18 protein-coding genes are annotated in these 22,349 nt (G+C 71.8%); 8 read left to right on the plus strand and 10 right to left on the minus strand.

Translation table 11 applies throughout. The features are described from left to right. Nucleotides 1-109: 109 nt before the first annotated feature. Both ACFY8U_RS10725 and ACFY8U_RS10730 read left to right on the plus strand, forming a co-directional pair. On the plus strand, nucleotides 110-559 hold the full coding sequence (locus ACFY8U_RS10725) for a DoxX family protein (protein ID WP_389568493.1): 450 nt from the start codon (nucleotides 110-112) through the stop codon (nucleotides 557-559). Further along, entirely contained in the window at nucleotides 559-957 is a 399-nt protein-coding gene (locus ACFY8U_RS10730) for a Zn-ribbon domain-containing OB-fold protein (RefSeq protein ID WP_389568496.1), read from the plus strand. The genes ACFY8U_RS10725 and ACFY8U_RS10730 overlap by 1 nt, the downstream gene beginning before the upstream one ends. Before the next feature lie 34 nt (nucleotides 958-991). Here the strand turns inward: ACFY8U_RS10730 and ACFY8U_RS10735 are convergent, their stop codons facing one another. Together ACFY8U_RS10735 and ACFY8U_RS10740 are read right to left on the minus strand one after the other, a co-directional pair. Further along, the gene (locus ACFY8U_RS10735; RefSeq protein ID WP_389568499.1) at nucleotides 992-2,911 is read right to left on the minus strand and encodes a protein kinase; all 1,920 of its coding nucleotides are present in this window, start codon (nucleotides 2,909-2,911) and stop codon (nucleotides 992-994) included. 175 nt (nucleotides 2,912-3,086) lie between these two features. After that, nucleotides 3,087-3,713 carry an HAD family hydrolase gene (locus ACFY8U_RS10740; protein ID WP_389568502.1) on the minus strand — a complete coding sequence of 209 codons (627 nt, stop codon included), beginning with the start codon at nucleotides 3,711-3,713 and terminating at the stop codon, nucleotides 3,087-3,089. A gap of 48 nt (nucleotides 3,714-3,761) precedes the next feature. On the opposite strand from ACFY8U_RS10740, the gene ACFY8U_RS10745 reads away from it, so the two are divergent. Continuing rightward, on the plus strand, nucleotides 3,762-4,151 hold the full coding sequence (locus ACFY8U_RS10745) for an SSI family serine proteinase inhibitor (RefSeq protein WP_389568505.1): 390 nt from the start codon (nucleotides 3,762-3,764) through the stop codon (nucleotides 4,149-4,151). Between the two features lie 121 nt (nucleotides 4,152-4,272). Here the strand turns inward: ACFY8U_RS10745 and ACFY8U_RS10750 are convergent, their stop codons facing one another. The 7 genes from ACFY8U_RS10750 to ACFY8U_RS10780 form a co-directional block, all read right to left on the minus strand. Further along, nucleotides 4,273-6,549: a VCBS repeat-containing protein gene (locus ACFY8U_RS10750; RefSeq protein ID WP_389568507.1), complete on the minus strand. Its 2,277-nt coding sequence runs from the start codon at nucleotides 6,547-6,549 to the stop codon at nucleotides 4,273-4,275. A 108-nt stretch (nucleotides 6,550-6,657) separates the two neighbouring features. Further along, nucleotides 6,658-8,901 carry an FG-GAP repeat domain-containing protein gene (locus ACFY8U_RS10755; RefSeq protein ID WP_389568508.1) on the minus strand — a complete coding sequence of 748 codons (2,244 nt, stop codon included), beginning with the start codon at nucleotides 8,899-8,901 and terminating at the stop codon, nucleotides 6,658-6,660. Nucleotides 8,902-9,005: 104 nt separating this feature from the next. Further along, nucleotides 9,006-11,243 (minus strand): FG-GAP repeat domain-containing protein, encoded by a 2,238-nt coding sequence (locus tag ACFY8U_RS10760; RefSeq protein WP_389568511.1) that lies wholly within the window; start codon nucleotides 11,241-11,243, stop codon nucleotides 9,006-9,008. Between the two features lie 100 nt (nucleotides 11,244-11,343). Beyond that, the gene (locus ACFY8U_RS10765) at nucleotides 11,344-13,587 is read right to left on the minus strand and encodes an FG-GAP repeat domain-containing protein (protein WP_389568513.1); all 2,244 of its coding nucleotides are present in this window, start codon (nucleotides 13,585-13,587) and stop codon (nucleotides 11,344-11,346) included. A 151-nt stretch (nucleotides 13,588-13,738) separates the two neighbouring features. Continuing rightward, on the minus strand, nucleotides 13,739-14,254 hold the full coding sequence (locus ACFY8U_RS10770) for a DinB family protein (RefSeq protein ID WP_389568515.1): 516 nt from the start codon (nucleotides 14,252-14,254) through the stop codon (nucleotides 13,739-13,741). Nucleotides 14,255-14,469: 215 nt separating this feature from the next. Continuing rightward, nucleotides 14,470-14,925 (minus strand): DUF1992 domain-containing protein, encoded by a 456-nt coding sequence (locus tag ACFY8U_RS10775; protein ID WP_389568518.1) that lies wholly within the window; start codon nucleotides 14,923-14,925, stop codon nucleotides 14,470-14,472. A 117-nt stretch (nucleotides 14,926-15,042) separates the two neighbouring features. Next, a complete protein-coding gene (locus ACFY8U_RS10780; protein WP_003967102.1) occupies nucleotides 15,043-15,246 on the minus strand; it encodes a cold-shock protein in 204 nt (67 codons plus the stop codon). Between the two features lie 271 nt (nucleotides 15,247-15,517). Here ACFY8U_RS10780 and ACFY8U_RS10785 point away from each other — a divergent pair, with 271 nt between their 5' ends. After that, nucleotides 15,518-16,390 carry a menaquinone biosynthesis protein gene (locus ACFY8U_RS10785; protein ID WP_361598482.1) on the plus strand — a complete coding sequence of 291 codons (873 nt, stop codon included), beginning with the start codon at nucleotides 15,518-15,520 and terminating at the stop codon, nucleotides 16,388-16,390. 4 nt (nucleotides 16,391-16,394) lie between these two features. Here ACFY8U_RS10785 and ACFY8U_RS10790 read toward each other — a convergent pair whose 3' ends face one another. Then, nucleotides 16,395-17,435 carry an alpha/beta hydrolase gene (locus tag ACFY8U_RS10790; RefSeq protein ID WP_389568521.1) on the minus strand — a complete coding sequence of 347 codons (1,041 nt, stop codon included), beginning with the start codon at nucleotides 17,433-17,435 and terminating at the stop codon, nucleotides 16,395-16,397. A 219-nt stretch (nucleotides 17,436-17,654) separates the two neighbouring features. Between ACFY8U_RS10790 and ACFY8U_RS10795 the strand changes: the two genes are divergently transcribed. The 4 genes from ACFY8U_RS10795 to ACFY8U_RS10810 all read left to right on the plus strand — a co-directional run bounded on the left by ACFY8U_RS10795 (nucleotide 17,655) and on the right by ACFY8U_RS10810 (nucleotide 22,331). Then, nucleotides 17,655-19,508 (plus strand): protein kinase, encoded by a 1,854-nt coding sequence (locus ACFY8U_RS10795; protein WP_389568524.1) that lies wholly within the window; start codon nucleotides 17,655-17,657, stop codon nucleotides 19,506-19,508. A gap of 60 nt (nucleotides 19,509-19,568) precedes the next feature. Next, nucleotides 19,569-20,768 carry a cyclic dehypoxanthinyl futalosine synthase gene (gene mqnC / locus ACFY8U_RS10800; protein ID WP_361437361.1) on the plus strand — a complete coding sequence of 400 codons (1,200 nt, stop codon included), beginning with the start codon at nucleotides 19,569-19,571 and terminating at the stop codon, nucleotides 20,766-20,768. A 7-nt stretch (nucleotides 20,769-20,775) separates the two neighbouring features. Further along, nucleotides 20,776-21,375, plus strand: coding sequence for a hypothetical protein (locus tag ACFY8U_RS10805; RefSeq protein WP_389568526.1), 600 nt, complete (start codon nucleotides 20,776-20,778; stop codon nucleotides 21,373-21,375). Between the two features lie 260 nt (nucleotides 21,376-21,635). Next, on the plus strand, nucleotides 21,636-22,331 hold the full coding sequence (locus ACFY8U_RS10810; RefSeq protein WP_361437366.1) for a demethylmenaquinone methyltransferase: 696 nt from the start codon (nucleotides 21,636-21,638) through the stop codon (nucleotides 22,329-22,331). Nucleotides 22,332-22,349: the final 18 nt, after the last annotated feature.

Raw genomic sequence — 22,349 nt, forward strand, 5'->3', positions numbered from 1 at the left:
CGCGTGGGTGGGGTCTGCGGGGGCGTGCGGGGGTCTTGCGCAGACGGTGACGGATCCGCTGAACTGACGTACCGTCAGATCAGGATCGAGGAGGGGCAGGTACCGACCGATGCAGACCGTCTGGCTCACCGGCGCCGAATGGCTCGCCGTCCTCCGCATCGGCCTCGGCCTCTGGTGGCTGGAGAGCTGGCGCCACAAGGACAAGAAGGGCTGGTTCGAGCGCGGCACCGGCATAGCCTGGGCGGCCGACGTCGCCGGCAAGCACCGGTGGCCCTTCGTGAAGCGCGGCTTCGACTCGGTCGTCGCCCCCCGCCCCAAGCTGATGGCGTACGTCGTCGTCTACGCCGAACTGGCCCTGGGCCTCGGCCTGACCGTCGGTCTCCTGACCCCGATCGCCCTGGTCGGTGGCCTGCTCCTCAACCTTCTCTACCTCGGCCTGATGATCCATGACTGGGCCGAGCAGGGCCAGAACGCCATGATGGCGCTCATCTCGCTCGTCGCCCTCTTCGCCATGTCCTGGCAGACCTGGTCCCTCGACCACGCGATCGGACTCTTCTGATGACGGCCGCCGACCCCGACATCGACGCCTTCACCCGCCCGTACTGGCAGGCGGCGGGGGAGGGCCGCCTGCTGCTCAGGCGCTGCGCCGCGTGCGACCGGGCGCACCACTACCCGCGCGAGTTCTGCCCGTACTGCTGGAGCGAGGACGTGGCGTGGGAGCGGGCGAGCGGCCGGGCCACGCTGTACACCTGGTCCGTCGTCCACCGCAACGACCTCCCGCCCTTCGGCGAACGCGTGCCGTACGTGGCGGCGGTGGTCGACCTGGCGGAGGGCCCACGGATGATGACGGAGATCATCGACGTGCCGGAGACGGACCTCCGGATCGGCATGGATCTGGAGGTCGCGTTCCGCGCGGAGGGCGAGGTCGCCGTCCCCGTCTTCGGCGCCCCGTCCTAGGGGGTGTCCCCGCTGTCGTCCCGGCCGTCCCCGCTCACAGGGGCGAGATGTTCCGCCAGAGCTGGGCGCGGTTGCCGGAGTCGCAGGCGTACGTGGTCAGGAACGGCGGGCCGACCGTCATGCACTCCTCGTTGCTCACGTTCATGATCGTCCGGCCGTAGGACGTCGTGGCCTGGATCTTCCATGACTGCTTGCTGGAGCCGTTGCAGGCGGCGACGCCGACGCCGCCGGGGTTCCCGCCCGCCTGGAGGCAGCGGCCGGTCCTCTTGTTCACCAGCCGGAAGGTGCCGTTCGCACCCGCCGAGTAGGTCCAGGCGTACGACATGGTGCCGCTGTTGTTGGGCACAGCGCCGCACTCGTAGGTGTTGGCGAAGATGCCGTACCCGGGGTTGTACTCGCCCACGCACTCGCCGTTGGAGGCGTTCTCCAGGGAGTACGTCCCCGAGGGCGCCGAGCCTCCGGAAGGCGGCGGAGGCGGCTTCGGTGAGGTCGGCCGGGTCGTGGAGCCGGATCCGCCGGACGGGCTGGAACCCCCGCCCGCGCCCGAGCCGCCCGGTGAGCCGGAGCCGCCACCCGCGTCCGCGCCGCCACCCCCTCCGCCGTCACCCGGTACGGCGCCGGTGCCACCGGCCCCCGCACCGCCCGCCGCGGCGCCGCCCGCCGTGGGTCCCGGGCCCTGGCCCGAGGGCGAGCCCGACGCGGAGGCGGACGGCGAGGACGAGGAGGACGGAGTCGTGGTCGCCGTCGGCGCGGGGGCGCCGGGCGCCGGCTGTGACGCGGTGGCGGCGGGCGGCGCCGCCGAGGAGTCGGGTCCCGCGCCCTGTCCGATCTGGTACGGACCGAGGGCGACGGTCAGGGTCGTGCCGGTGGCCACGACGACGGGGACGGCGAGCATGACGAATCGATTCCGCCGCCCCTCCCGCGCGGGCGCGTTCGGCCCGGTGGCGGCGGCCGCGTCGGCGCCCGCCGTCGACGGCTCCTTCGCGTCACGCTGCACGAGCGCCACGGTCCCGATGTCCTGGGCGGAATCGGCCTCGCCGGCCCCGTCGTCCGTGAGGTCCGCGAGCTGCTCGGCCGTGGGCGCCGTCGCGGCGAACGCGGCCCGCTCCTCGACCCGTGCCATGACGGCCGCCGGCCACGGGGTGTCGTCCGCATAGTCGTCCGTGAGTTCGACGACCTCGGCCGCGGTCGGCCGCGCCGCGGGATCCTTGGCGAGACAGGACCGCACGAGATGCGCCAGAGCGGGAGCGGTCTCCGTGAGGTGACCGAAGTCGGGCTCCCCGTGGACGACCCGGTACAGCAGGCCGGGGCCGGAGCCGTCACCGAACGGCGGGCGGCCGATCGCCGCGTACAGGAGCAGACTGCCGAGCCCGAAGACATCGGCCGCGCCGGTCAGCTCGCGCTCGGCGACTGCCTGTTCCGGCGCCATGTAGGCGGGCGTCCCGATCACCATGCCCGTGCGGGTCAGCCGGCTCTGGTCGGCCGCGCGCGCCACACCGAAGTCGATGAGCGACAGGCCGCCGGGCGTCAGCATCACGTTGGACGGCTTGAGGTCGCGGTGCACCATGTCGGCGGCGTGCACCGCCTTCAGCCCGGCCGCCGCCTCCCGGAGCAGCCGCCACAGGGCGGGGGCGGGCAGCGGGCCGCCGTTGAGCCTGACCGCCTCGTTGAGGGTGATCCCGGGGATGTACTCGGTCGCGAACCACGGCGGCTTGGCCGTACGGTCGCTCGCGAGCAGCTTCACACTGGCCCCACCGGGCAGCCGCGCCAGATTGTCGAGCTCGTGCCCGAAGTGGTTCAGGAAGTCCGGGTCCTCGGCCAGCACGGGAAGCACCCGCTTGACCGCCCCGAACTTCCCGGGCACGGCCCCGAGATAGACCCGCCCCATGCCCCCGGACCCCAGGACCCCGAGCAGCTTGAACGCGCCGATCTGCCGGGGATCCCCCGACTCCAAGGGCGTGGCTCCGCTACCGGTCAGATATGAATTGTCTTCCAGCTCCCCCTGCATGGCAGCAGGATAGCGGAGCTATCCACGGAACCCTACGATCCGTCAAGTCACGTGACATAGACAGTAGTTGGCCGCCGCTGCCCTGCCGGCGCGGGAGGCCGGCGCGCCCGGTGGACGGCGTTCAGGCCGAGAGCGAGAAGGCCAGGATCTCCGGAGCCGCCTCGGACAGCGTGGCGAAGTGGCGGTGCGCGCCGGGCGTCGGTGCGGGGGCGTTGACCGTCCAGACCGTCATGCCGGCGCCGAGACCCGAGCGGACGCCTGACGGTGCGTCCTCGATCACCAGACAGTCGGCGGGCGAGGCGCCCAGCCTCTCGGCCGCCAGCAGGTAGGGGGCCGGGGACGGCTTGCCCTCGCTGACGGAGGCGGCGTCCACGACGAGGTGGGGGAGCGGAAGGCCGGTCCGCTCGAAGCGGCCCCGGACCCGGTGCCCGTAGTTGGAGGTGACGAGCGCCCAGGAGCCGGGACGGAGGGCGCCCAGGAGCTCGGCGGCGCCCGCGAAGGCGGCGTACGTACCCGTCCGCACGTCCTCGTCCTCCAGCTCGTGCAGCAGCTCCAGACACACGTCGGGGTCGAGACCGGGCGCGACGGCGGCGAAGGTCTCCACGGGGCGGGTCCGGAGCGCGACCGCGTACACCTCCGCCCCGTCGAGCCCGTGACGGGCCGCCCAGGCGTGCCAGACGCGGCGCTGGTTGGCGACGGCGTCCATGAGGGTGCCGTCGACGTCGAAGAGGATGAACTTCCCGGTCATGCGGGTGGAGCTTAGTGACCGGCGGTCCGAGGGGTCGTTTTCCGGGGCATGAAGAGCACCCTTGCATTCGCCGTGGCCACGGCCACCGTCGCGGGCCTCGGCCTCGCGAGCGCGGCGGACGCCGCGCCGACCCCGCCCACCCGGATCTTCCTCACGATCACCTCCGGCGCGACCGGCGACGTGAAGGAGGTCTACCTCGGCTGCGGCCCCACCGGAGGCAACCACCCGCAGGCGGAGGTCGCGTGCGGCGCCCTGACCGAGGCGGGCGGGGACTTCGACAAGCTGGAGGGCCGCACCGACATGGTGTGTCCGATGATCTACGAACCGGTGGTGGCGGAGGCGCAGGGCACCTTCGACAGCGTCCCGGTCGGCTGGAAGAGGAACTTCGGGAACACCTGCGAGCTGAACGCGAAGACGGGCACCGTCTTCGCGTTCTGACGCTCACATCCCCGCGTGCGTGCTCTCGACGAAGCTGTGTCCTCCCTCAAGAGGTGCGGGCGCGGCGTGTCACGCCGCGCCCGCATGGCTCACGGGGAGATCGGAACGATGTCGCCGGGGGTCAGAACACCGAGTTGACCGGCGCCGCGTTCCAGAGCAGGCCGCCGGCCGCGGCGGGCTTGAACGGGGTCGTCGTGTCGCCGGTGCCCGCGTAGAACTTGGAGACCGAGCTTCCGACGGCGTACAGGTCGTTGCGGCCGTCGCGGTCCCCGTCGCCGATGCCGACGAGGTGGGTGAACGAACCCCAGCCACCGCCGATCTTCGTACGCGGGGCGAAGGTGCCGTTGCCCCTGCCCTCGTACAGCCACAGGACACCGGAGGTGTCGCGGGCGACGAGGTCGCCGGCGGCGGTGCCGGCGATGTTGCCGACGGCGGTGAGCTGGTTGAAGACGCCCCAGCCGCCGCCGACCTTCACCCGGGCGCCGAACGGCGAGGTCGCGTTGCCCGTGCCCTTGTAGAACCACAGGGCACCCGTGGTGTCGGCGGCGAGCAGGTCGGACCTGCCGTCACCGTCGAGGTCGCTGCCCCCGGTGATCTTGTTGTACGTGTTCCAGCCGCCGCCGATCTTCGTACGGCCCGCGAAGTTGCCGTCGCCCTTCCCCTGGTAGAGCCAGAGGACGCCGGTCTTGTCGCGGGCGACGAGGTCGCCGGCCGTGCTGCCGGCGATGTTGCCGACGGCCTCCAGCTGGTCGTAGATCTGCCAGCCGCTGCCGATCTTCACCCGGCCCGACGAGTACGGATACGGCACGGACGACGTGTTGACCGCGTCGTCGCGCCACAGCACGCCCGAGGCGTCGCGGGAGAGGAGGTCCGGGCTGCTGTTGTCCGTGTAGTCGTGCAGGCCGGTCGTGCGGGTGACCTTGAACGTGCCGGTCTCCTTGACGTCCGGGCCGATGCCGTTGAGCGGGGAGGCGTTGAACTCCCACGTGTAGTCGCCGGCCGGCGCGAAGGACGAGGTGTCCTCGGGGTGGGAGATGAGCCCGTTCCAGGCGAAGTCGATGACCCTGGTGCCGTGGGTGGCCGACGAACCGGCGAACGTGCGCTGCGCGGTCTTCCCCGTACGGTTGTGACGGATCGTCACGGTGCCCTCGGCGTTGTACCGGGAGAGGGTCCAGCTGAGCGTCGCCGAGCCGTCGTTCCTGTCCAGGTCTACGACCGCGGGAACGTCCGTCCTGACCAGCTTGAGCGCGGTGGGCATGCCGGTGCTCGCGACGAGCGTGGCCGTGGGCGTGCCGTCGGCCCCGAGCGCGACGCGGTAGATCCCCTCGCCCTGGGCGAGGGTTCCGCCGCGCACCAGGAGGGCCCCGTCGGGGGTGGGGACGGCGGTCGTGGCGTGGTCGAGCAGCTTCACCGTCTTCTTGTCGACGACGTTGAGCGCGGTGAACGCGTATCGGTCGCTCTTGTACGAAGAGGACTGGGCGTACGGCACCGGGGTGTAGGCCAGCCAGTCGCCCAGGATGTCGACGTGGGCACTGACGGCGTTGCCCAGGTCGACGGCCTTCACGGCCGGAGTGCCGCCCTCCCCACTGCGGTCGGCGTACTTCAGTTCCGCCGTGACGCCCCCGCCCTCGACCCAGGCCACGCGGTCCGCGGAGACCGCCGAGTCGGCGCCGGCCCCGGCCGCGCCCACTTCGCGCTTCTCCACGACGGAGGCGGTGTCCACGTCGACGACGGCGACGTAGAAGCGGCGGGCGTCCGGATCGTCCACGAAGTAGCGGACGACCATCGTCGTGGCAGAGACCGGCTCCATGTTCTGGAACATGAAGTTCGCCGGGAGACCGGTCACCTGCCGGTCGGAGCCCTCATGGATGCCCTCGCCGATGAGGCGGAGCTGACCCTTCTCGGTGGCCTTGTCCCAGGACGAGAAGACGAGCGTCCTGTCGACGAGCCCCCTCCACAGGAGGCGGGTGTCCGGCTGCTCGACGACCGTCGGGGTGCTGCCGGGCGACGCCATGTCGTGCAGCAGGTAACGGGTCTTGGCGTCTTCCTTGGTCGCGATGGTGTCGGTGCCGCCGGCGTAGTACCCGCTGTACCGCTTCGGCAGCTCCGTGGTCGTGCCGGTCGTCGTGCTCGTCCAGCGGAAGACGGCTCCCGTGTCGGTGGCCTCGGCGGCCAGGAAGCCGCTCTGGCCGGCGCCGACGATCCGGGAGGTCGCGGGAATGGAGATGACGCCGTCCTGCGCGTCGGCGGGTGCGGCGGAAGCCGCGTGGACGACCGCGGCAGCGGGTGCCGCGCTCGCGTGGGCGGCCGTGGTCAGGGCCGTACCTGCCGTGACCGCGAGCACCGTGGTGACGGCGGCGGCGAGGCGATGACGAGCGGCGGCTCGTGCGTGGAACAAGAGAGGTCCTCCCCCAGAGAGACCGGGCGCACCATGCGCCACGCCCGGTCAGACTCATGATCGCGGGGGAAGGTTGTACAACTGTTCGTCAGTCGTGCCGAGTTCTCGTCAGACGACGGAGGTGTGCGTCCGCGGCATGTCGTGGGGCACGTCGGCCCACTCCTTCGAGCCGAACGGCGAGGTCGCGTTGCCGGTGCCCTTGTACAGGTACGTGCCGTCGGGGCCGTACGCGTACAGGTCCGGGCGGCCGTCGCGGTTCGCGTCACCGACACCGACCAGGTGCGTGTACGCGTTCCAGCCGGAGCCGATCCTCGTGCGGGGCGCGAACGTCCCGTCGCCCCGGCCCTGGTAGAGCCAGAGGACACCGGAGGTGTCGCGGGCGACGAGGTCGCCGGCGGCGGTGCCGGCGATGTTGCCGACGGCGGTGAGCTGGTTGAAGATGCCCCAGCCGGTGCCGACCTTCACGCGGGCGGCGTACGGCGACGTGGCGCTGCCGGTGCCCTTGTAGAGGTAGAGCCCACCGGCGGTGTCGGTGGCGAGGAGGTCGGCCTTCCCGTCGCCGTTGAGGTCGGAGCCCGCGGCGATCTTGTTGTAGATCTGCCAGCCGGGGCCGATCTTCACCCGGCTCGCGAAGGTGCCGTCACCCTTGCCGAGGTAGTGGTAGAGGACGCCGGTGGTGTCACGGGCGACCAGGTCACCGGCCGGGCTGCCGGCGATGTTCCCCGCGGCCTCGATCTGGTTGAACATGTTCCAGCCGGAGCCGACGAGCGTCTGCTCCGCCGGGCGCAGCTGCTTGTTGGTGTCGTCGTAGTGGGTGTCGGTACGCCAGAGCTTGCCCGCGGTGTCGCGCACGAGCACGTCGGGGGAGCCGTTGTCGTCGAAGTCGTGCGGGGCGGCCTTGCGCGTGGCCGTGAAGGAGCCCGTCTCCTTCAGCGTCTGCCCGAGGCCGTTCATCGGCTCGGCGCTGATCTCCCAGGTGTACGCGCCGGGGAGCGCGCCCTCGGCGCCGTAGACGTCGTTGTCGAGGTCGGCCGTCCAGTCGAAGCGCACGACGCCGTTCTCGGGCTGGACGAAGCCCGTGACGTACACCTTGCCGGTCGCCGCGTGCCGCAGGGTCACCGTGCCCCGCACGTTGTACCGGGAGAGGGTGAACTCAATTGGCGTCCTGCCGCCGTTGGCGTCGAGGTCGATCGTGCTCGGGACCTTGCTGCCGAGCAGGGCGACCTTGGTGGACTCGCCGCTGCTCGCGACGAGCGTGGCGGCCGGGGTGCCGTCGACGCCCGCGGCGATCCGGTAGACGCCCTCGCCCTGTTCGACCGTGCCGCCGCGCACCATCTGAGTGCCGTCGGGAGCGACAGCGGCGGTGAGGGTGTGGTCGAGGAGCTTGCGGGTGGTGGTCCCGTCCTTCAGGCTGCGCGCGGTCAGGGCGGCCAGCGGCTCGGGCTCGATGTCGGCCGAGAGGCCGCTGCGGGTGCCGTACGTGACCCAGTCGCCGACCAGGCCGACCTCGATGTCCTTGCGCCAGGCCGAGCCGACCGCGAACTCCTGGACGTCCTTGGTGGCACGGTCGACGACCATGACGGTGACGGCGCCGTCCGCTTCGTACTCGGCCCACGCGAGGTGCGTGGCGGAGACGGCGAAGTTGCTCTTGCCGGTGTCGGAGGCCGGGGGAACCGCGTACGACTCCGTGATCGCGTTGGCGGTCAGGTCGAGCAGGCCGACGTACTTCTGGACGTCCGTGCCCGAAACGGTGGCGTAGGTCACGAGGGCGTGGGTCGCCGTGCCGGGCTTGACGGTGACGCCTGTGGCGTCGCCCGGGAGGCCGGTGGTCATCTTGCCCGTCCACGCGCTGGTCGCGCTGTACATGTGGATGAGCCGGTCACCGTTGTCGTTGAGCACGGTGGTGAAGAGGGCCTTGCCGGCGGCGCCCGCGTACGTGTGGCCGGTCCCGAAGGAGATCGACCTGAACTTGGCGCCCGTCGCGATGTCGGTGAGCGTGGCTCCGGTGGTCCCGTGCGAGGCCACGAGGTTCCCCGAGCCGGTGCTCGAGTAACCAAAGCCGATCTCCTTCGCGGCGGAACCGTCCGCCGGGACCCAGTGAGCCGTGTAGGAGGGGCCGGACTCGTCCATCGGCGGGCCCTCGACCGAGGCCAGGAAGCCCGTGGCGGTCGCACCGAAGAGGGTGCTCTTGACCGGGAACGGCGCTACGTCGGCCGCCGCCGAGGCGTGGGCGGCCTCGACGACCGGCGCGGCGACCGCCGGTCCGGCGAGAGCGCCCCCGCCGGCGGTGACGGCGAGCACGGTGACGACGGAGACGACGAGCCGACGGCGAGCGGGACGAGCGTGTATCAAAACGGGTTCCTCTCAAGCGACCGGGCGCACCAGGGGTGACGCGCCCGGTCAGACTGATGATCAGATCAGAAGGTTGTATGTGCCTGCGAGATCCTTCATGGCCCTCAGGCGAGTGCGGGGCTGCCCGTGGCTCCGCCGTCCACGCCCGTGAGCTCCCGCCCCCGGAAGGGGGCACTCGCGCTGCCCGTGCCCTTGTACAGGTATCCGGTGCCGATGCTGTAGCTGTCGCCGGGGGTGTACGCGAACAGGTCGGGGCGGCCGTCGCGGTTCGCGTCGCCGACGCCGACGAGGTGGGTGTACGCGTTCCAGCCGGCGCCGATCCTCGTCCGGGTGGCGAACGTGCCGTTGCCCCGGCCCTGGTAGAGCCAGAGCACTCCGGCCTTGTCGCGGGCGACGAGGTCGCCCGCGGCGGTCCCGGCGATGTTGCCGACGGCGGTGAGCTGGTTGTAGATGCCCCAGCCGGCGCCGACCTTCACACGGGCGGAGAAGGGGGTCCTCCAGTTGCCGGTGCCCTTGTAGAGGTAGAGCCCGCCGCTCGTGTCGGTGGCGAGGAGGTCGGGGCGGCCGTCGCCGTTGAGGTCGCTGCCACCGGTGATCTTGTTGTAGACGCCCCAGCCGGCGCCGATCTTCGTGCGGCCGGCGAAGGCGCCGTCGCCCTTCCCGAGGTAGAGCCAGAGCACTCCGGCCCTGTCGCGGGTGACGATGTCACCGGCGGACGCGCCACCGATGTCGCCCACGGCCTCGATCTGGTCGTAGATGTTCCAGCCCGAGCCGACGGCCTTCCTCTGCGCCTCCACCAGCTGACCGGAGTTGGCGTACGGGGAGTAGTAGGAGTCGACACGGACCAGCCGGCCGGACGAGTCGCGCAGGAGGACGTCCGGCGAGCCGTTGTCGTCGTAGTCGTGCGGCGCGGGCTTCCGGACCACCTTGAAGGTGCCGGAGGAGGTGAGGTCCGGCCCGATGCCGTTGAGCGGCTTGGCGCTCAGCGTCCAGGTGTAGTCGCCGTTGTAGGCGCTGCGGGCCCAGTCGAGATCGCCTGCCCATTCGAACCCGTACGCCGGACTGTCCGGCTGGTCGTAGAGGTACGCGACGGTCGTCTTCCCGGTCCGGGTGTGGCGCAGCGTGACCGTCACCTCCGCCTGGCCCCGGGACAGGCGCCATTCGAGCGGAACCCGGCCGCCGTTGGCGTCGAGGTTGATCGTGCTCGGGACGTTGTGGTCGACGAGCGTGAGCTTGGTCGGTTCGCCGGTGCTCGCCACGAGGGTGGCGGCCGGGACGCCGTCGGCGCCGGGCGTGACCCGGTAGAGGCCCTCGCCCTGGGCGATCGTGCCGCCGCGCACGACCTGGGTGCCGTCGGGGGCGGCGGCGGCCGAGGTCAGGTGGTCGAGGAGCTTACGGGTGGTCTTTCCGTCGGTCAGGTTCCGGGCGGTCAGGGCGTTCAGAGCGCCCGGAGCGCCGTTCGCGAGCGCGCCGCGCTCTCCGTACGTCACCCAGTCGCCGACCAGGCCGACCTCGACCTGGCTCGCCCACTGGTCGCCGAGCGGGAACGCCTGCTTCAGGCCGGTGGAGCGGTTGACGACGACCGCCGTCGCCCGGAAGGCGGCGGCGGTCTCGATCCAGGCGACGTGCGTCTTCGAGACGGCGATGTCCCCGCTCGCGGCGGGGGCGGGGAGGGCGTACGTCTCGGTCACCGCGCCGGTGGCGAGGTCGACGAGGCCCAGGAACCGCTTGGTCTGTGTCCCCGTACCGGTGGAGTAGGTCAGCAGGCCGTGGTCGGCCGTGCCCGCCTTGACGTACATGCCGGTGGCACCCGTGGGGAGGCCGGCGACCGGATCTTCTCCACTGCCCGAGTGGATGAAGAGGTCCCTCTCTCCGGTCCCGTCGTCGGAGGTGGTGAAGAGGGCCTGCCCCGCGGCGCCCACGTACTCCCGGAGGACCTCTCTCGGGCCGAGGAAGACGCTCGTCAGCTGCCGGCCGTCGGAGACGTCCACGAGCTTGGCGTCGTCGCCCACGCGCATGCCCACGAGGTTCCCGGAACCGGTGCCCTGGAGAGGGAAGTTCGACGACAGATCCTTCGGAGCGGAACCGTCCGCCGGTACCCAGCGCCGGTCGAACGACGACGCGCCGCGGGTCAGGAAGCCCGACGCGGTGGCCCCGAAGATCAGGTCGCCGGGCGGGAACGCGATGACGTCCTGTGCGGCGGCTGCGCCCGCCCGCGTCGTGCCTTCGGCGGCCGGGGCGGCGCTCGCCGGTCCGGCGAGCGCGCCGCCGCCTGCGGTGACGGCGAGCACGCTGACGACGGCGACGACGAGGCGACGACGGGCGCGACGAGCGTGGATCAAGGCAGGTTCCTCTCAAGCGACCATGCGCCAGGGGTTGGGCGCCCGGTCGGACTCGTGATCGATACGAAGGGTTGTGCGAGCGCCTGACGCGCGGCGGCGATCAGGCGAAGTGGTTGTACCGGGGGTCGGTGCCGTGGGAGTACGCGCCGACCTGCTCGCGCGAGCGGAACGGCGCGTGCCCGTCGCCCGTGCCCTTGTAGAGGACCGGGGTGTGGGGCTCGACCGTGTTCACCGCGTACAGGTCGGGGCGGCCGTCGCGGTTCGCGTCGCCGACGCCGACGAGGTGGGTGTACGCGTTCCAGCCGGCGCCGATCCTCGTGCGGGCGGCGAAGGTGCCGTCGCCCTTGCCGAGGTAGAGCCAGAGCACGCCGGCCCTGTCGCGGGCGACGAGGTCCCCGGCGGGGCCTCCGGCGATGTTGCCGGTGGCGGTGAGGTCGTTGTAGATGCCCCAGCCGTGGCCGATCTTCTTCCGTGCGGAGAAGGGGGCCTTGTAGTTCCCGGTGGCCGTGTAGAGGTAGAGGTCACCGGCCCTGTCGGTGGCGACGAGGTCGGGGCGTCCGTCGCCCGTCAGGTCGCTGCCGCCGGTGAGCTGGGTGTATGTGTTCCAGCCGGAGCCGATCTTCGTACGGGACGTGAACGTGCCGTCGCCCTTGCCGAGGTACAGCCACAGCACACCGCTGCCGTCACGGGCGACCAGGTCGCCCGTGGCCGCCCCTCCGAGGTTCCCGGTGGCCTCGATCCGGTCGTAGATCTGCCAGCCGCTGCCGACGAGTTCGCCGGGGTTCTGGTCGAGCTGGCCGAGCTCGGAACGGTAGAACGTGTCGCCCCGCCACAGCCGGCCCGACGTGTCCCGCGTGAGCACGTCGGGGGAGCCGTCGCTGTCGTAGTCGTGCGGCGCGGGCGTGCGGGTGACGGTGAACGTGCCCGAGGCGCGCAGGTTCGGGCCGATGCCGTTGAGCGGCTTGGCGTCGATCTGCCAGGTGTACGGGCCCGCGGTGGCCCCGCTCCAGAGGTCGGGCGTGCCGTTCCAGGCCACGTCGCCCGCCCAGTCGTAGGAGGCGCGGTGCGGGTCCTCGTAGCTGACGGAGAGAGGGTGGACGTCGTCCGTCCGTGTCTCGCCGGTGCGGGTGTTGCGCAGGGTGACGGTCATGGACACGTTGATGCGCGAGAGCCGCCACTCCAGCCGCGCCCGGCCGCCGTTGCGGCTCAGGTCGATCGTCGCGGGGATGCTGTGGCCCAGCAGCGTCACCTTCGTGGACTCACCGCTCGTGGCGACCTGAGTGACGACGGGCGCGCCGTCGGCCCCGGCGGAGATCCGGTACAGCCCTTCGCCGCCCGCCAGCGTGCCGCCCTGGACGGTCAGCGCGCCGTCCGGGCCGGGGAGGAGGGTCTTCACGGTGTCGAGGAGCTTGCGGGTGGTCTTCGTCGTCAGGTCGCGCGCGGTGAGCGCGTACATCGGGCTGGGGTTGTGCTCCAGGAGGCCGTCGCGCTGCGCGTAGACGACCGAGTTGCCGACGAGTCCGATCGTGAGGTCGCCCGACGCGCCCAGCGGGATGCGCTGGACGGCCCGGGTCGCGCGGTCGAGGACGACGAGCGTCTTCATCTGGACGTCGGTCTGCTCGACCCACGCGATGTGGGTGGAGGAGAGGGCGGGCGTCCCGTTGACGCGGATCATCTCGCGGGTCTCGGTGACGGTCGCGGTGGCGAGGTCGACCAGGGCCCAGTGAGACGCGTCGGTCGTTCCCGTACGGACCGACAGCAGCGCGTTTCCGCCCGCGGCGGCCACGGCGAAGACCGAGGAGGTGTTCGCCGGCAGTCCGGTCACCGTGCGCTGGGCAACGGCGCCGTCGGCCTTGTCGACGAGGCGGAGCGCCGTGCGGCCGGTCGCCGGGTCCTGCGAGCTGACGAAGAGCGTCGAGCGGACGGCCCCGGCGAACTGGGCGCGGCCGCCGAGCCCGTCCAGGTTGACGGAGAGGACCTGCGTGTCCGTCGCCATGTCCTGGAGGGTGACGAAGGAGCCGCTCTGCCGGACCACCACGTCGGAGTCGCGCGAGCCGAAAGTGAAGGACGACGTGACGTCGGTCGTCGACCCGTCCACGTACCGCGTCCACCGGGCAGGAAGGGGGTGGCCGTCCCTCGCCCAGGTGAGGAAGCCGGTCCTGCCCGCGCTCATGAGGTCGGCGTCCTTCGGGAACGGGACGACGGCGTTCTGCTCCGCCGCGTCGGCGGCGGTGACGGCGAGCGCCGGGGCGGGCACGGCGAGGGTGCCGCCCAGGGTCATGGCGAGTGCGACCCCGACCGACAGCGCGAGCTTCCGGCGGCGCGGGACATGAGTGTGCTGCATGGACGGGCCTCCCCTGAGGCGACCGCGCACGCGCTGGTGTCGGCGCGTGGGCGGTCGCAGAGTCACGGAGGCGGCCGGAGGATTCCCCCCATCCGGATCATCGCCCCACGTGAAGTGATCGCCGGACAATAGCAAGCCCGGCCGCCACCCGTCACGATCTTTCGCGTCGCTCCACCACACCCCGTACGAACGCCGCCTGCCCCGCATGCTGGTTGCCCTCCGCGACCACGCTCACCAGGCGCACGCCCAGCGTGACCGGTGGGTCCCAGGCCTCGTCGACGACGCGGTCGAGGTCCGCGTCGGTCACGTTCCCGAGGTGCTGCAAGGACCGTTCGTGCACGGCGTCGTAGTAGCCGAGCAGCAGCTCCGCGGAGGCCCTGACCTTGGCGACCTGGCTGCTGGAGTGGCCGTAACCGGTGGCGCGGGCGGAGAAGGGCAAGCCGAAGCGGTCCTTCCAGCCACCCTCCGTCCAGACCTGCTCCGTGCCGAACACGCCCGCGACGTGGTCGTCCTGGATACGGGTCAGATGCCAGACGAGCCAGGCGATCGAGTTCGCCTCCTCGTCGATCCGTTGCGCCAGCTCGTCCTCCGGCAGCCCTTCGACGGCCCCGTGCACGGCCTCCTGGACGCGCCCGAACGCGTCCAGCAACAGGTCGGCGCTCCTCATGTCCCTCAACTCCTCGCTCGGTGTTTCACCCAGTGGGCCATCGAGAAGGCGCGGGGGAGGTCAGAAAGGCCGGGGTGGCGGCGGGGAGCCGGGGGAGTTCACCTGGTCGGTGGTGGGCTGCGAAGGCCGAGACCCGGGGGAGTTCACCCGGCCGGTGGCCGGTGGCCGGTGGCCGGTGGCCGGCCACCGAAGCCGAGACCCGTGGACCCGCCGGCCTACGCCCGCCCGTCGCCCGTCCCGTCCCGCCGATCCTGCCCGCCCCGCTCGTCGCGAGCCGCCCGCGTCGCCCGCCACTCCGTCAGCACCGTGTCCACGTCGTACGGCTTCAGGTTGAGCGGTGGGCCCGCCGGTGGGCGGAGGAGCGCTGCGGCGATCTTGGTGTTGATCTCGCCGAGGATCCGGCGCACCTGCGACTCCGAGACGGCCCGGTCGACCGCCTCCCTCGCGTCCTCGGCCTCCTTGCGCAGCGCCAGCGAGGGCGGGAGGACGGCCGCGCCCTCGCGGTGCATCTTGCTCTTGATCCACCACAGTGCGTCGTACGGGGCGTTGTCGTCGTCGAGCGGCTTGCCGAAGCCCGGCAGGCTCCGGAACTCACCGCGCTCCGTCGCCTCGCGGATCTGCTTGTCCACGAACGACTCGAAGCTGACCCCGGGCGGTTTGCGTTCGGTCATACGTTCAGACTAAAAGGTGGCCGGACCGAAAGGCAGGAGCCCCGCTCGTGCCCGAAGGCACGGAGCGGGGCTCCTTGGGTACTTCTCTAGCCGTGCGCGATCGCCGACCCGGGCAACTTAGGCCGGGGTGACGTTCTCCGCCTGCGGGCCCTTCGGGCCCTGGGTGACGTCGAAGTTCACGACCTGGTTCTCCTCGAGGGAGCGGAACCCGGACGCGTTGATCGCGGAGTAGTGGACGAAGACATCCGGGCCGCCGCCGTCCTGGGCGATGAAGCCGAAGCCCTTTTCAGCGTTGAACCACTTGACGGTTCCGGTAGCCATAAGCCCTCCTTGGGCCAAAGGGTTGCCCTGCTCCAGAACCTGCAAACAAGTCTGAAAACTACAAAAGCCTGCGGGTCACATGCTCCGCAGGCTCTGTACTGCAAGGGAAACCAAACTGCAACTTGCGATGAGCGTAGCACGCAGGGTGTGCGTGGCACTAGAGGGAAAGATCACGTCACCCACACGTTTGACGGGCCTCTGATGTGCTGACGTCAGCGCCACGCGCGGACCCGGCGATGTCCACCGTGCGAGACGGGTCTAGCCTCGCGATGTGGACAATGCAACCGATGACCACCAGCGCAGCCGGCCCCGCGTCGGACACATCCAGTTCCTGAACTGTCTGCCCCTCTACTGGGGCCTGGCCCGCACGGGAACGCTGCTCGATCTGGAGCTGACCAAGGACACCCCGGAGAAGCTCAGCGAGCGGCTGGTGGGTGGCGGGCTCGATATCGGCCCCATCACCCTCGTCGAGTACCTCCGCAACGCGGACGATCTTGTCGCCCTGCCGGACATCGCCGTGGGCTGCGACGGCCCCGTCATGTCCTGCGTGATCGTCTCCCAGCGCCCCCTGGAGCGGCTCGACGGTGCGCGGGTGGCGCTCGGCTCCACCTCCCGTACCTCCGTACGGCTCGCGCAGCTGCTGCTCGCCGAGCAGTTCGGCGTACGGCCCGACTACTACACGTGCCCGCCCGACCTCGGTCTGATGATGCAGGAGGCGGACGCGGCCGTCCTCATCGGCGACGCCGCGCTGCGGGCCTCCCTGCACGACGCCCCCCGGCTCGGGCTCCAGGTCCATGACCTGGGGCTGATGTGGAAGGAGTGGACGGGCCTGCCGTTCGTCTTCGCGGTGTGGGCGGCGCGCAAGGACTTCCTCGCCCGCGAGCCGGAGACCGTGCGCGAGGTCCACGAGGCGTTCCTGGCCTCGCGGGACCTGTCGCTGGTGGAGGTCACGAAGGTCGCCGAGCAGGCCGCCCGCTGGGAGTCCTTCGACGCCGAGCTCCTGGAGCGGTACTTCCGGACCCTGGACTTCCGGTTCGGTCCCGAGCAGTTGGCGGGGGTGCGTGAGTTCGCCCGCAGGACCGGTCCGACGACCGGCTTCCCGGCGGACGTACGGGTCGAGCTGCTCGGCGCCCTGCGGCGGTGACGGGTCAGGGGGACGGGACCGGGCCCTGCATCTGCCGGCTGATCCACGCGATCGAACCGTCCCCCATGCCCCGCACATAGCTCTTCGCGTTGTGCCCGCCACCCTGGATGACCTCCAGGCGGGTCTTCACCGGGCCCTTGGTGTAGCTCCTCATGAAGGATTTCAGGCGGCCCATGCCGGACTCCTCGGTCCCGATCTGGAACGCGAGGTACACCCGGTTCTTCTCGGTGTCCGGCTTCGCGCCGAGCGCCTTCGCCAGCCTCTCCGGGTTGTTCGCCTGCCGCTCGGCCTCGTGCCCCGCCCACAGCGGGGAGTCCGGGACGGTGTCGGGGCCCGAGGCGATCACCGCCTTGAAGCGGTCCGGCCGTTGCAGTACGGCCTTGAGCCCGGCGAAGCCGCCCGAGGACGAGCCCATGAAAGCCCAGCCGTCTCGGGACGCGAAGGTACGGAAATTCGCCCGGACGAAATCCGGCACGTCCTCGGCGAGCCAGGTGCCCATTTTCGGCTGCCCGGGTATATCGCTGCCGTCGTAGTAGAACGTGCCGTCGGGGTTGAGGACAGGCATCACGACAATGAACGGCAGGCTCTTTCCCTCCTGCGACCACGCGCTGATGCTCGACTGGAGTTTGAGGTCCGTGCCCATCCAGTAATTCATCGGATAACCGTTTCCGCCCGGCAGCGCCACGAGGACCGGAAAGCCGCTGTCGGCGTACTTCGGGTCGAAATACTGCTTCGGTGCCCACACCCACACCTTGCCCGTGAAACCGGACTTCGCGCCCGCGAGCGTGGTGACGCCGATCCTGGTGCCGTCCTCCAGCGTGTTGGCCGTGGTGAAAGCCGCCTTGGGGCCGGTGGGCAGGACCGTTTCGGGGCCCCGCCCGTCACCGTTCCTGGCGCTGCCCTTCGCGTTGCCGCCCCGCGCGCTCGACGTCGACTTCGGGGTGTCGAACGTGACCGGCGCGCCCTCCTGCGAGCAGCCGGTCACCAGTGCGGCGGCCGTGCCGAGGGCGAGGGCGGCGGCGAGGAACCTGGGGAGGCGGGGCATGGGGCGACTCCGGGTGTTTCGGACACGGCGGGTGATTACGGAAGGAAGGAGGGACGTGGTGGGCGATCGGTTGGCTGGGTACGGTTCCGAATCGTGGTGATCCGGCCCACGGTTCGGTGACACAGTCGGCCTACGGGGTCCGGCGCATCACCTACGGGTCCGGTGAACAGCCGGCCATGACCCGGCCCGGTCCACGCTTCGGTCCACCTAGGGGGAGAGATGCAGCCGCTCGACGCAGGGGAGCCGAGGATCATCGGCGCCTACCGGCTCCTCGGCCGCCTCGGTTCCGGCGGGATGGGCCGCGTCTATCTGGCCCGCAACGCGGGCGGCAGGACCGTCGCCGTCAAGATCGTGCACCCGCACTTCGCCCAGGACGAGCAGTTCCGGGCGCGGTTCCGGCGCGAGGTGGAGGCCGCGCGCCGGGTCGGTGGCCGGTGGACCGCGCCCGTCCTGGACGCGGACCCCGAGGCGCCCGTCCCGTGGGTCGCGACCGGGTACGTCGCCGGGCCGACGCTCGCCCGGGCCGTGGAGACGGTCGGCCCGCTGCCCGAGCACACGGTACGGACGCTGGGCGCCGGCCTCGCCGAGGCGCTGGCGGGGGTGCACGCGCTGGGCCTCGTCCACCGCGACGTGAAGCCCTCCAACGTGCTGGCCACCCTGGAGGGCCCCCGGCTCATCGACTTCGGCATCGCGCGGGCCACGGACGGCACGGCGTCGCTCACCGCGAGCGGGGTCTCGATCGGCTCACCCGGCTACATGGCGCCCGAGCAGATCGTCGGACGGGGCGCGACCGGCGCGTCGGACGTCTTCTCGCTCGGCGCGGTCCTGGCGTACGCGGCGACCGGCGCCCCGCCCTTCCCCGGCGACACCTCGGCCGCCCTGCTCTACAAGGTGGTCCACGAGGAGCCCGAGCTGGGCGCGCTGGAGGGGGAGTTGCGCGAGCTGGTGGCGTCCTGCCTCGCGAAGGACCCCGCCACCCGCCCGGCCCCGTCCGCGCTCGCGGCCGCGCTGGCCCCGGCGGGTGCGGCGGCCCTGGTGTCGGTGGGCTGGCTGCCCACCCCGCTGGTGGAGCAGATCAGCCGAACGGCCGTACAGCTCCTGGAACTCGACGCCGGTACGGGAGGGATCGGGGCCGATCCGAACGCCTCGGGCCCCGTGCCCTTCACGGCCCCTTCGGTGTGGGAGCCCGCTCCCGAGGGGCCCACGACCGGCCCGCCGTCGGGTGTCTTCGGCCCTCCGGCGGTGCTGGCGCCCGACGGCGCGGACGGCCGGCCCGGCCTGTCGGCGCCGGAGCCGGGCGTCTTCGGACCGCCGTTCGCGCCGGCCGCCCTGGGCACCCCGATCTCCTCGACGTCACCGCACGGGCCGATCACTCCGGTCGGGGGCCAGGACTTCACGGCCCCGGGCGGTGAAGCCCCCCGGAGACGGCAGGCCACGCTCTCGCTCGCCGCGGGCCGACGCGTCAGCTGCACGGTCGCGCTGGCCGTCGCCGGTGCGCTCGCCGCCGTGACCCTGGGGGCGGGGTACCTCTTCGACCTGATGCCCGGCGGGCGGCGCGGCGCCGACGCCGGCAGGACCGGCGGGAGCACCGCGAGTCCCGGCACCGCGAGTCCCGACTCCGAGAGCCCCCCGGCCGGCACGGAGCCCACGGACAAGACCCCCACCACCGGGCCGACGCCCACCACCGCGCCCACCCCGGCCGCCGGCTCGGTCCCCGCCGCGTTCCTCGGCACCTGGACCGGACCCACCACCGAGCGCAACGGCTCCCCGCACGGCGCCCTCACCGCCGTCGTCACCAAGGGCGGCACCGGCGAGGACGTCGTCCGCACGACCCACACCATCAGCCTCCTCGGCACCACCGTCCAGTGCCACGGCATCGGCAGGCTCACCGCCGCCACGGCCACCGAGCTCCGTGTCGCGGACCGCACCGACCCCGACCGCCCCGGCACCGCGGGCCTGTGCACCACCGGCGAGTCCTCCTTCACCCTCACCCTGGCCGCCGACGGGACCCTCGCCTACCGCTCCCACGAGGAGGCCGCGGGCCGCCCGAGCGGCACCCTGCGGAAGTCCTGAGAAGCGCTGGCGTAGGCTGGTTCAGTCCTTCGATTCCACCCTCCGAAAGGGACTCAGCCGGTGACCGAGAAGGCCGACCTTCAGTCCGTCCTCGACCGCGCCGCAGAGGGTGGCAGGATCACCCCCGAGGAGGCGCTCGACCTCTACCGTTCGGCGCCGCTGCACGCGCTGGGCGCGGCCGCCGACGCCGTGCGCCGCCGCCGCTACGCCGGTACGGAGCACATCGCGACGTACATCATCGAGCGGAACATCAACTACACGAACGTCTGTGTGACGGCGTGCAAGTTCTGCGCCTTCTACGCTCCGCCGAAGGACACCGCCAAGGGCTGGACCCGCGACCTCGACGACATCCTGCGCCGCTGCGCGGAGACCGTCGAGCTCGGCGGCACCCAGATCATGTTCCAGGGCGGCCACCACCCGGACTTCGGCGTCGAGTACTACGAGAAGCACTTCGCGGCCATCAAGAAGGACTTCCCGCAGCTGGTCATCCACTCCCTCGGCGCGTCCGAGGTCGAGCACATGGCCCGTATCTCCGGCGTCTCCGTCGAGGAGGCGATCACCCGCATCCACAAGGCCGGTCTCGACTCCTTCGCGGGCGCCGGCGCCGAACTGCTGCCGGAGCGCCCGCGCAAGGCGATCGCCCCGCTCAAGGAGAGCGGTGAGCGGTGGCTGGAGATCATGGAGATCGCGCACGGGCTGGGCGTGGAGTCGACGTCCACGATGCTGATGGGCACGGGCGAGACGAACGCCGAGCGCATCGAGCACCTGCGGATGATCCGTGACGTGCAGGACCGGACGGGCGGCTTCCGGGCCTTCATCCCGTACACGTACCAGCCCGAGAACAACCACCTGAAGGGCCGGACGCAGGCCACGCTCTTCGAGTACCTGCGGATGATCGCGATCTCCCGGCTCTTCATGGACAACATCGCCCACATCCAGGGCTCGTGGCTGACCACGGGCAAGGAGATCGGCCAGCTGACGCTGCACTACGGCGCGGACGACCTGGGCTCGATCATGCTGGAGGAGAACGTCGTCTCCTCGGCGGGCGCCAAGCACCGCTCCAACCTGCGCGAGATGATCGACATGATCCGTACGGCGGACCGGGTGCCGGCGCAGCGCTCCACGACGTACGAGCACCTCGTCGTCCACGACGACCCGGCGAACGACCCGGTCGACGAGCGGGTCGCCTCGCACATCTCCTCCACGGCGATCGAGGGCGGCACGGCGCACCCGGAGCTGAAGCTCCTGAACGCCAACTGACGCGTCCGTGCTGACGATCCACGTCGCCGAGGCGTCGCCCGAGACCGCCGTCCTGGTCGACGGTGCGCGCCTCGCCGCCGTCGGCCCGTACGACGACCTGGCCGCCGTGCGGCCGGAGGCCAGGGTGCGGCGGTGGCCCGGCATCCTCACGCCCGGGCTGCTCAACCCGTACGCGCCCGAGCTGCTCGAAGGCGCCTACGTCCCTGACCCGCGGGAGGCCGAGGAGTTGGGCACCGAGCCGATCACCGGCCCCCGGGCACAGGCGCTCTTCCGCGCCGACCCCGCGCGCCGGGGCGCCTCGGCGCGGCGCGGCGTGCAGCGGATGCTGGCGCACGGGACGGTCGCCGTCGCGGGTGAACTGCGCGGCCGGGCAGCCGTGGACGCGGTGCGCCGGGCCGGACTCGCCGTCGGCCGCCGGCCAGAGGTGCTGCCGGGGCCGCCGTCCTTCTCACCGGTACCGCTCGTGCTGCTGCCGCCCCTGGCGCCGGGCGGCCCCGCCCGCTTTGCCGTCTTCGACGTCCCGGACCGCGCCGCCCTCGTCCGCCTCGGTGCTTCCACCTGCGTGGCGACCGTCATCGACGGCCGCCTGGTCCACCGCGGCCGCTAGGCGGCCCGCCGCCCTGCGGGGCCCGGGCGTCGTGGGGCCCGGGCCCCACGCGGCGGCACGTGGGCGAGCGCGGCGAGGAGAGTGACCCGGAGGTCGGTGTGCTCGGCCGCGGGAGCGGGGGCGAGCCCGCCGGTCCCCCGGTGGATCCGGGTCGGATCCGGGTCCGATCCGGGTCGGATCGCGGCGGCGGATCGTGGCGGATCGCGGCGGGGCCGGAGGGCTCCCGAGGTACGGGGAGCACGGGCTGCCACAATGGACGGGTGACCCGAGCCTCCCTGGACAAGCAGCCGCACGAAGTCGCCTCGATGTTCGACGACGTGGCGGCGAACTACGACCTCACCAACGACGTGCTCTCGCTCGGTCAGGACCGGCGCTGGCGCAAGGAGGTCGCCAAGGCCGTCGACGCCCGCCCGGCGCAGCGGATCCTGGACCTGGCGGCCGGGACGGCGACCTCCTCGCAGCCGTTCGCCCGCGCGGGGGCGTACGTCGTGCCGTGCGACTTCTCCCTCGGGATGCTCCAGGTCGGCAAGAAGCGGCACCCGTGGATGCCGTTCACGGCCGGCGACGGGATGAATCTCCCCTTCCGAGACGACGTCTTCGACGCCGTGACGATCTCCTTCGGCCTGCGCAACATCCAGGACACCGAGGCGGCGCTGCGCGAGCTGTACCGGGTGACGAAGCCCGGCGGACGCGTCGTGATCTGCGAGTTCTCGCACGCGACCTGGGCGCCGTTCCGCACCGTGTACGAGGAGTACCTGATGCGCGCCCTGCCGCCGGTGGCCCGCGCGATCTCCTCCAACCCGGACGCGTACGTCTACCTGGCCGAGTCCATCAGGTCCTGGCCCGACCAGGCGTCGCTCGCCGGCCTGCTCCAGAAGGCCGGCTGGTCGAAGGTGGCCTGGCGGAACCTGTCGGGCGGCATCGTCGCCCTGCACCGGGGCTTCAAGACCCCCTGACGAGGTGACGCGTCACGC

Origin of the sequence: Streptomyces sp. NPDC012508 (assembly GCF_042902595.1) — a bacterium.
Lineage (GTDB): Bacteria > Actinomycetota > Actinomycetes > Streptomycetales > Streptomycetaceae > Streptomyces.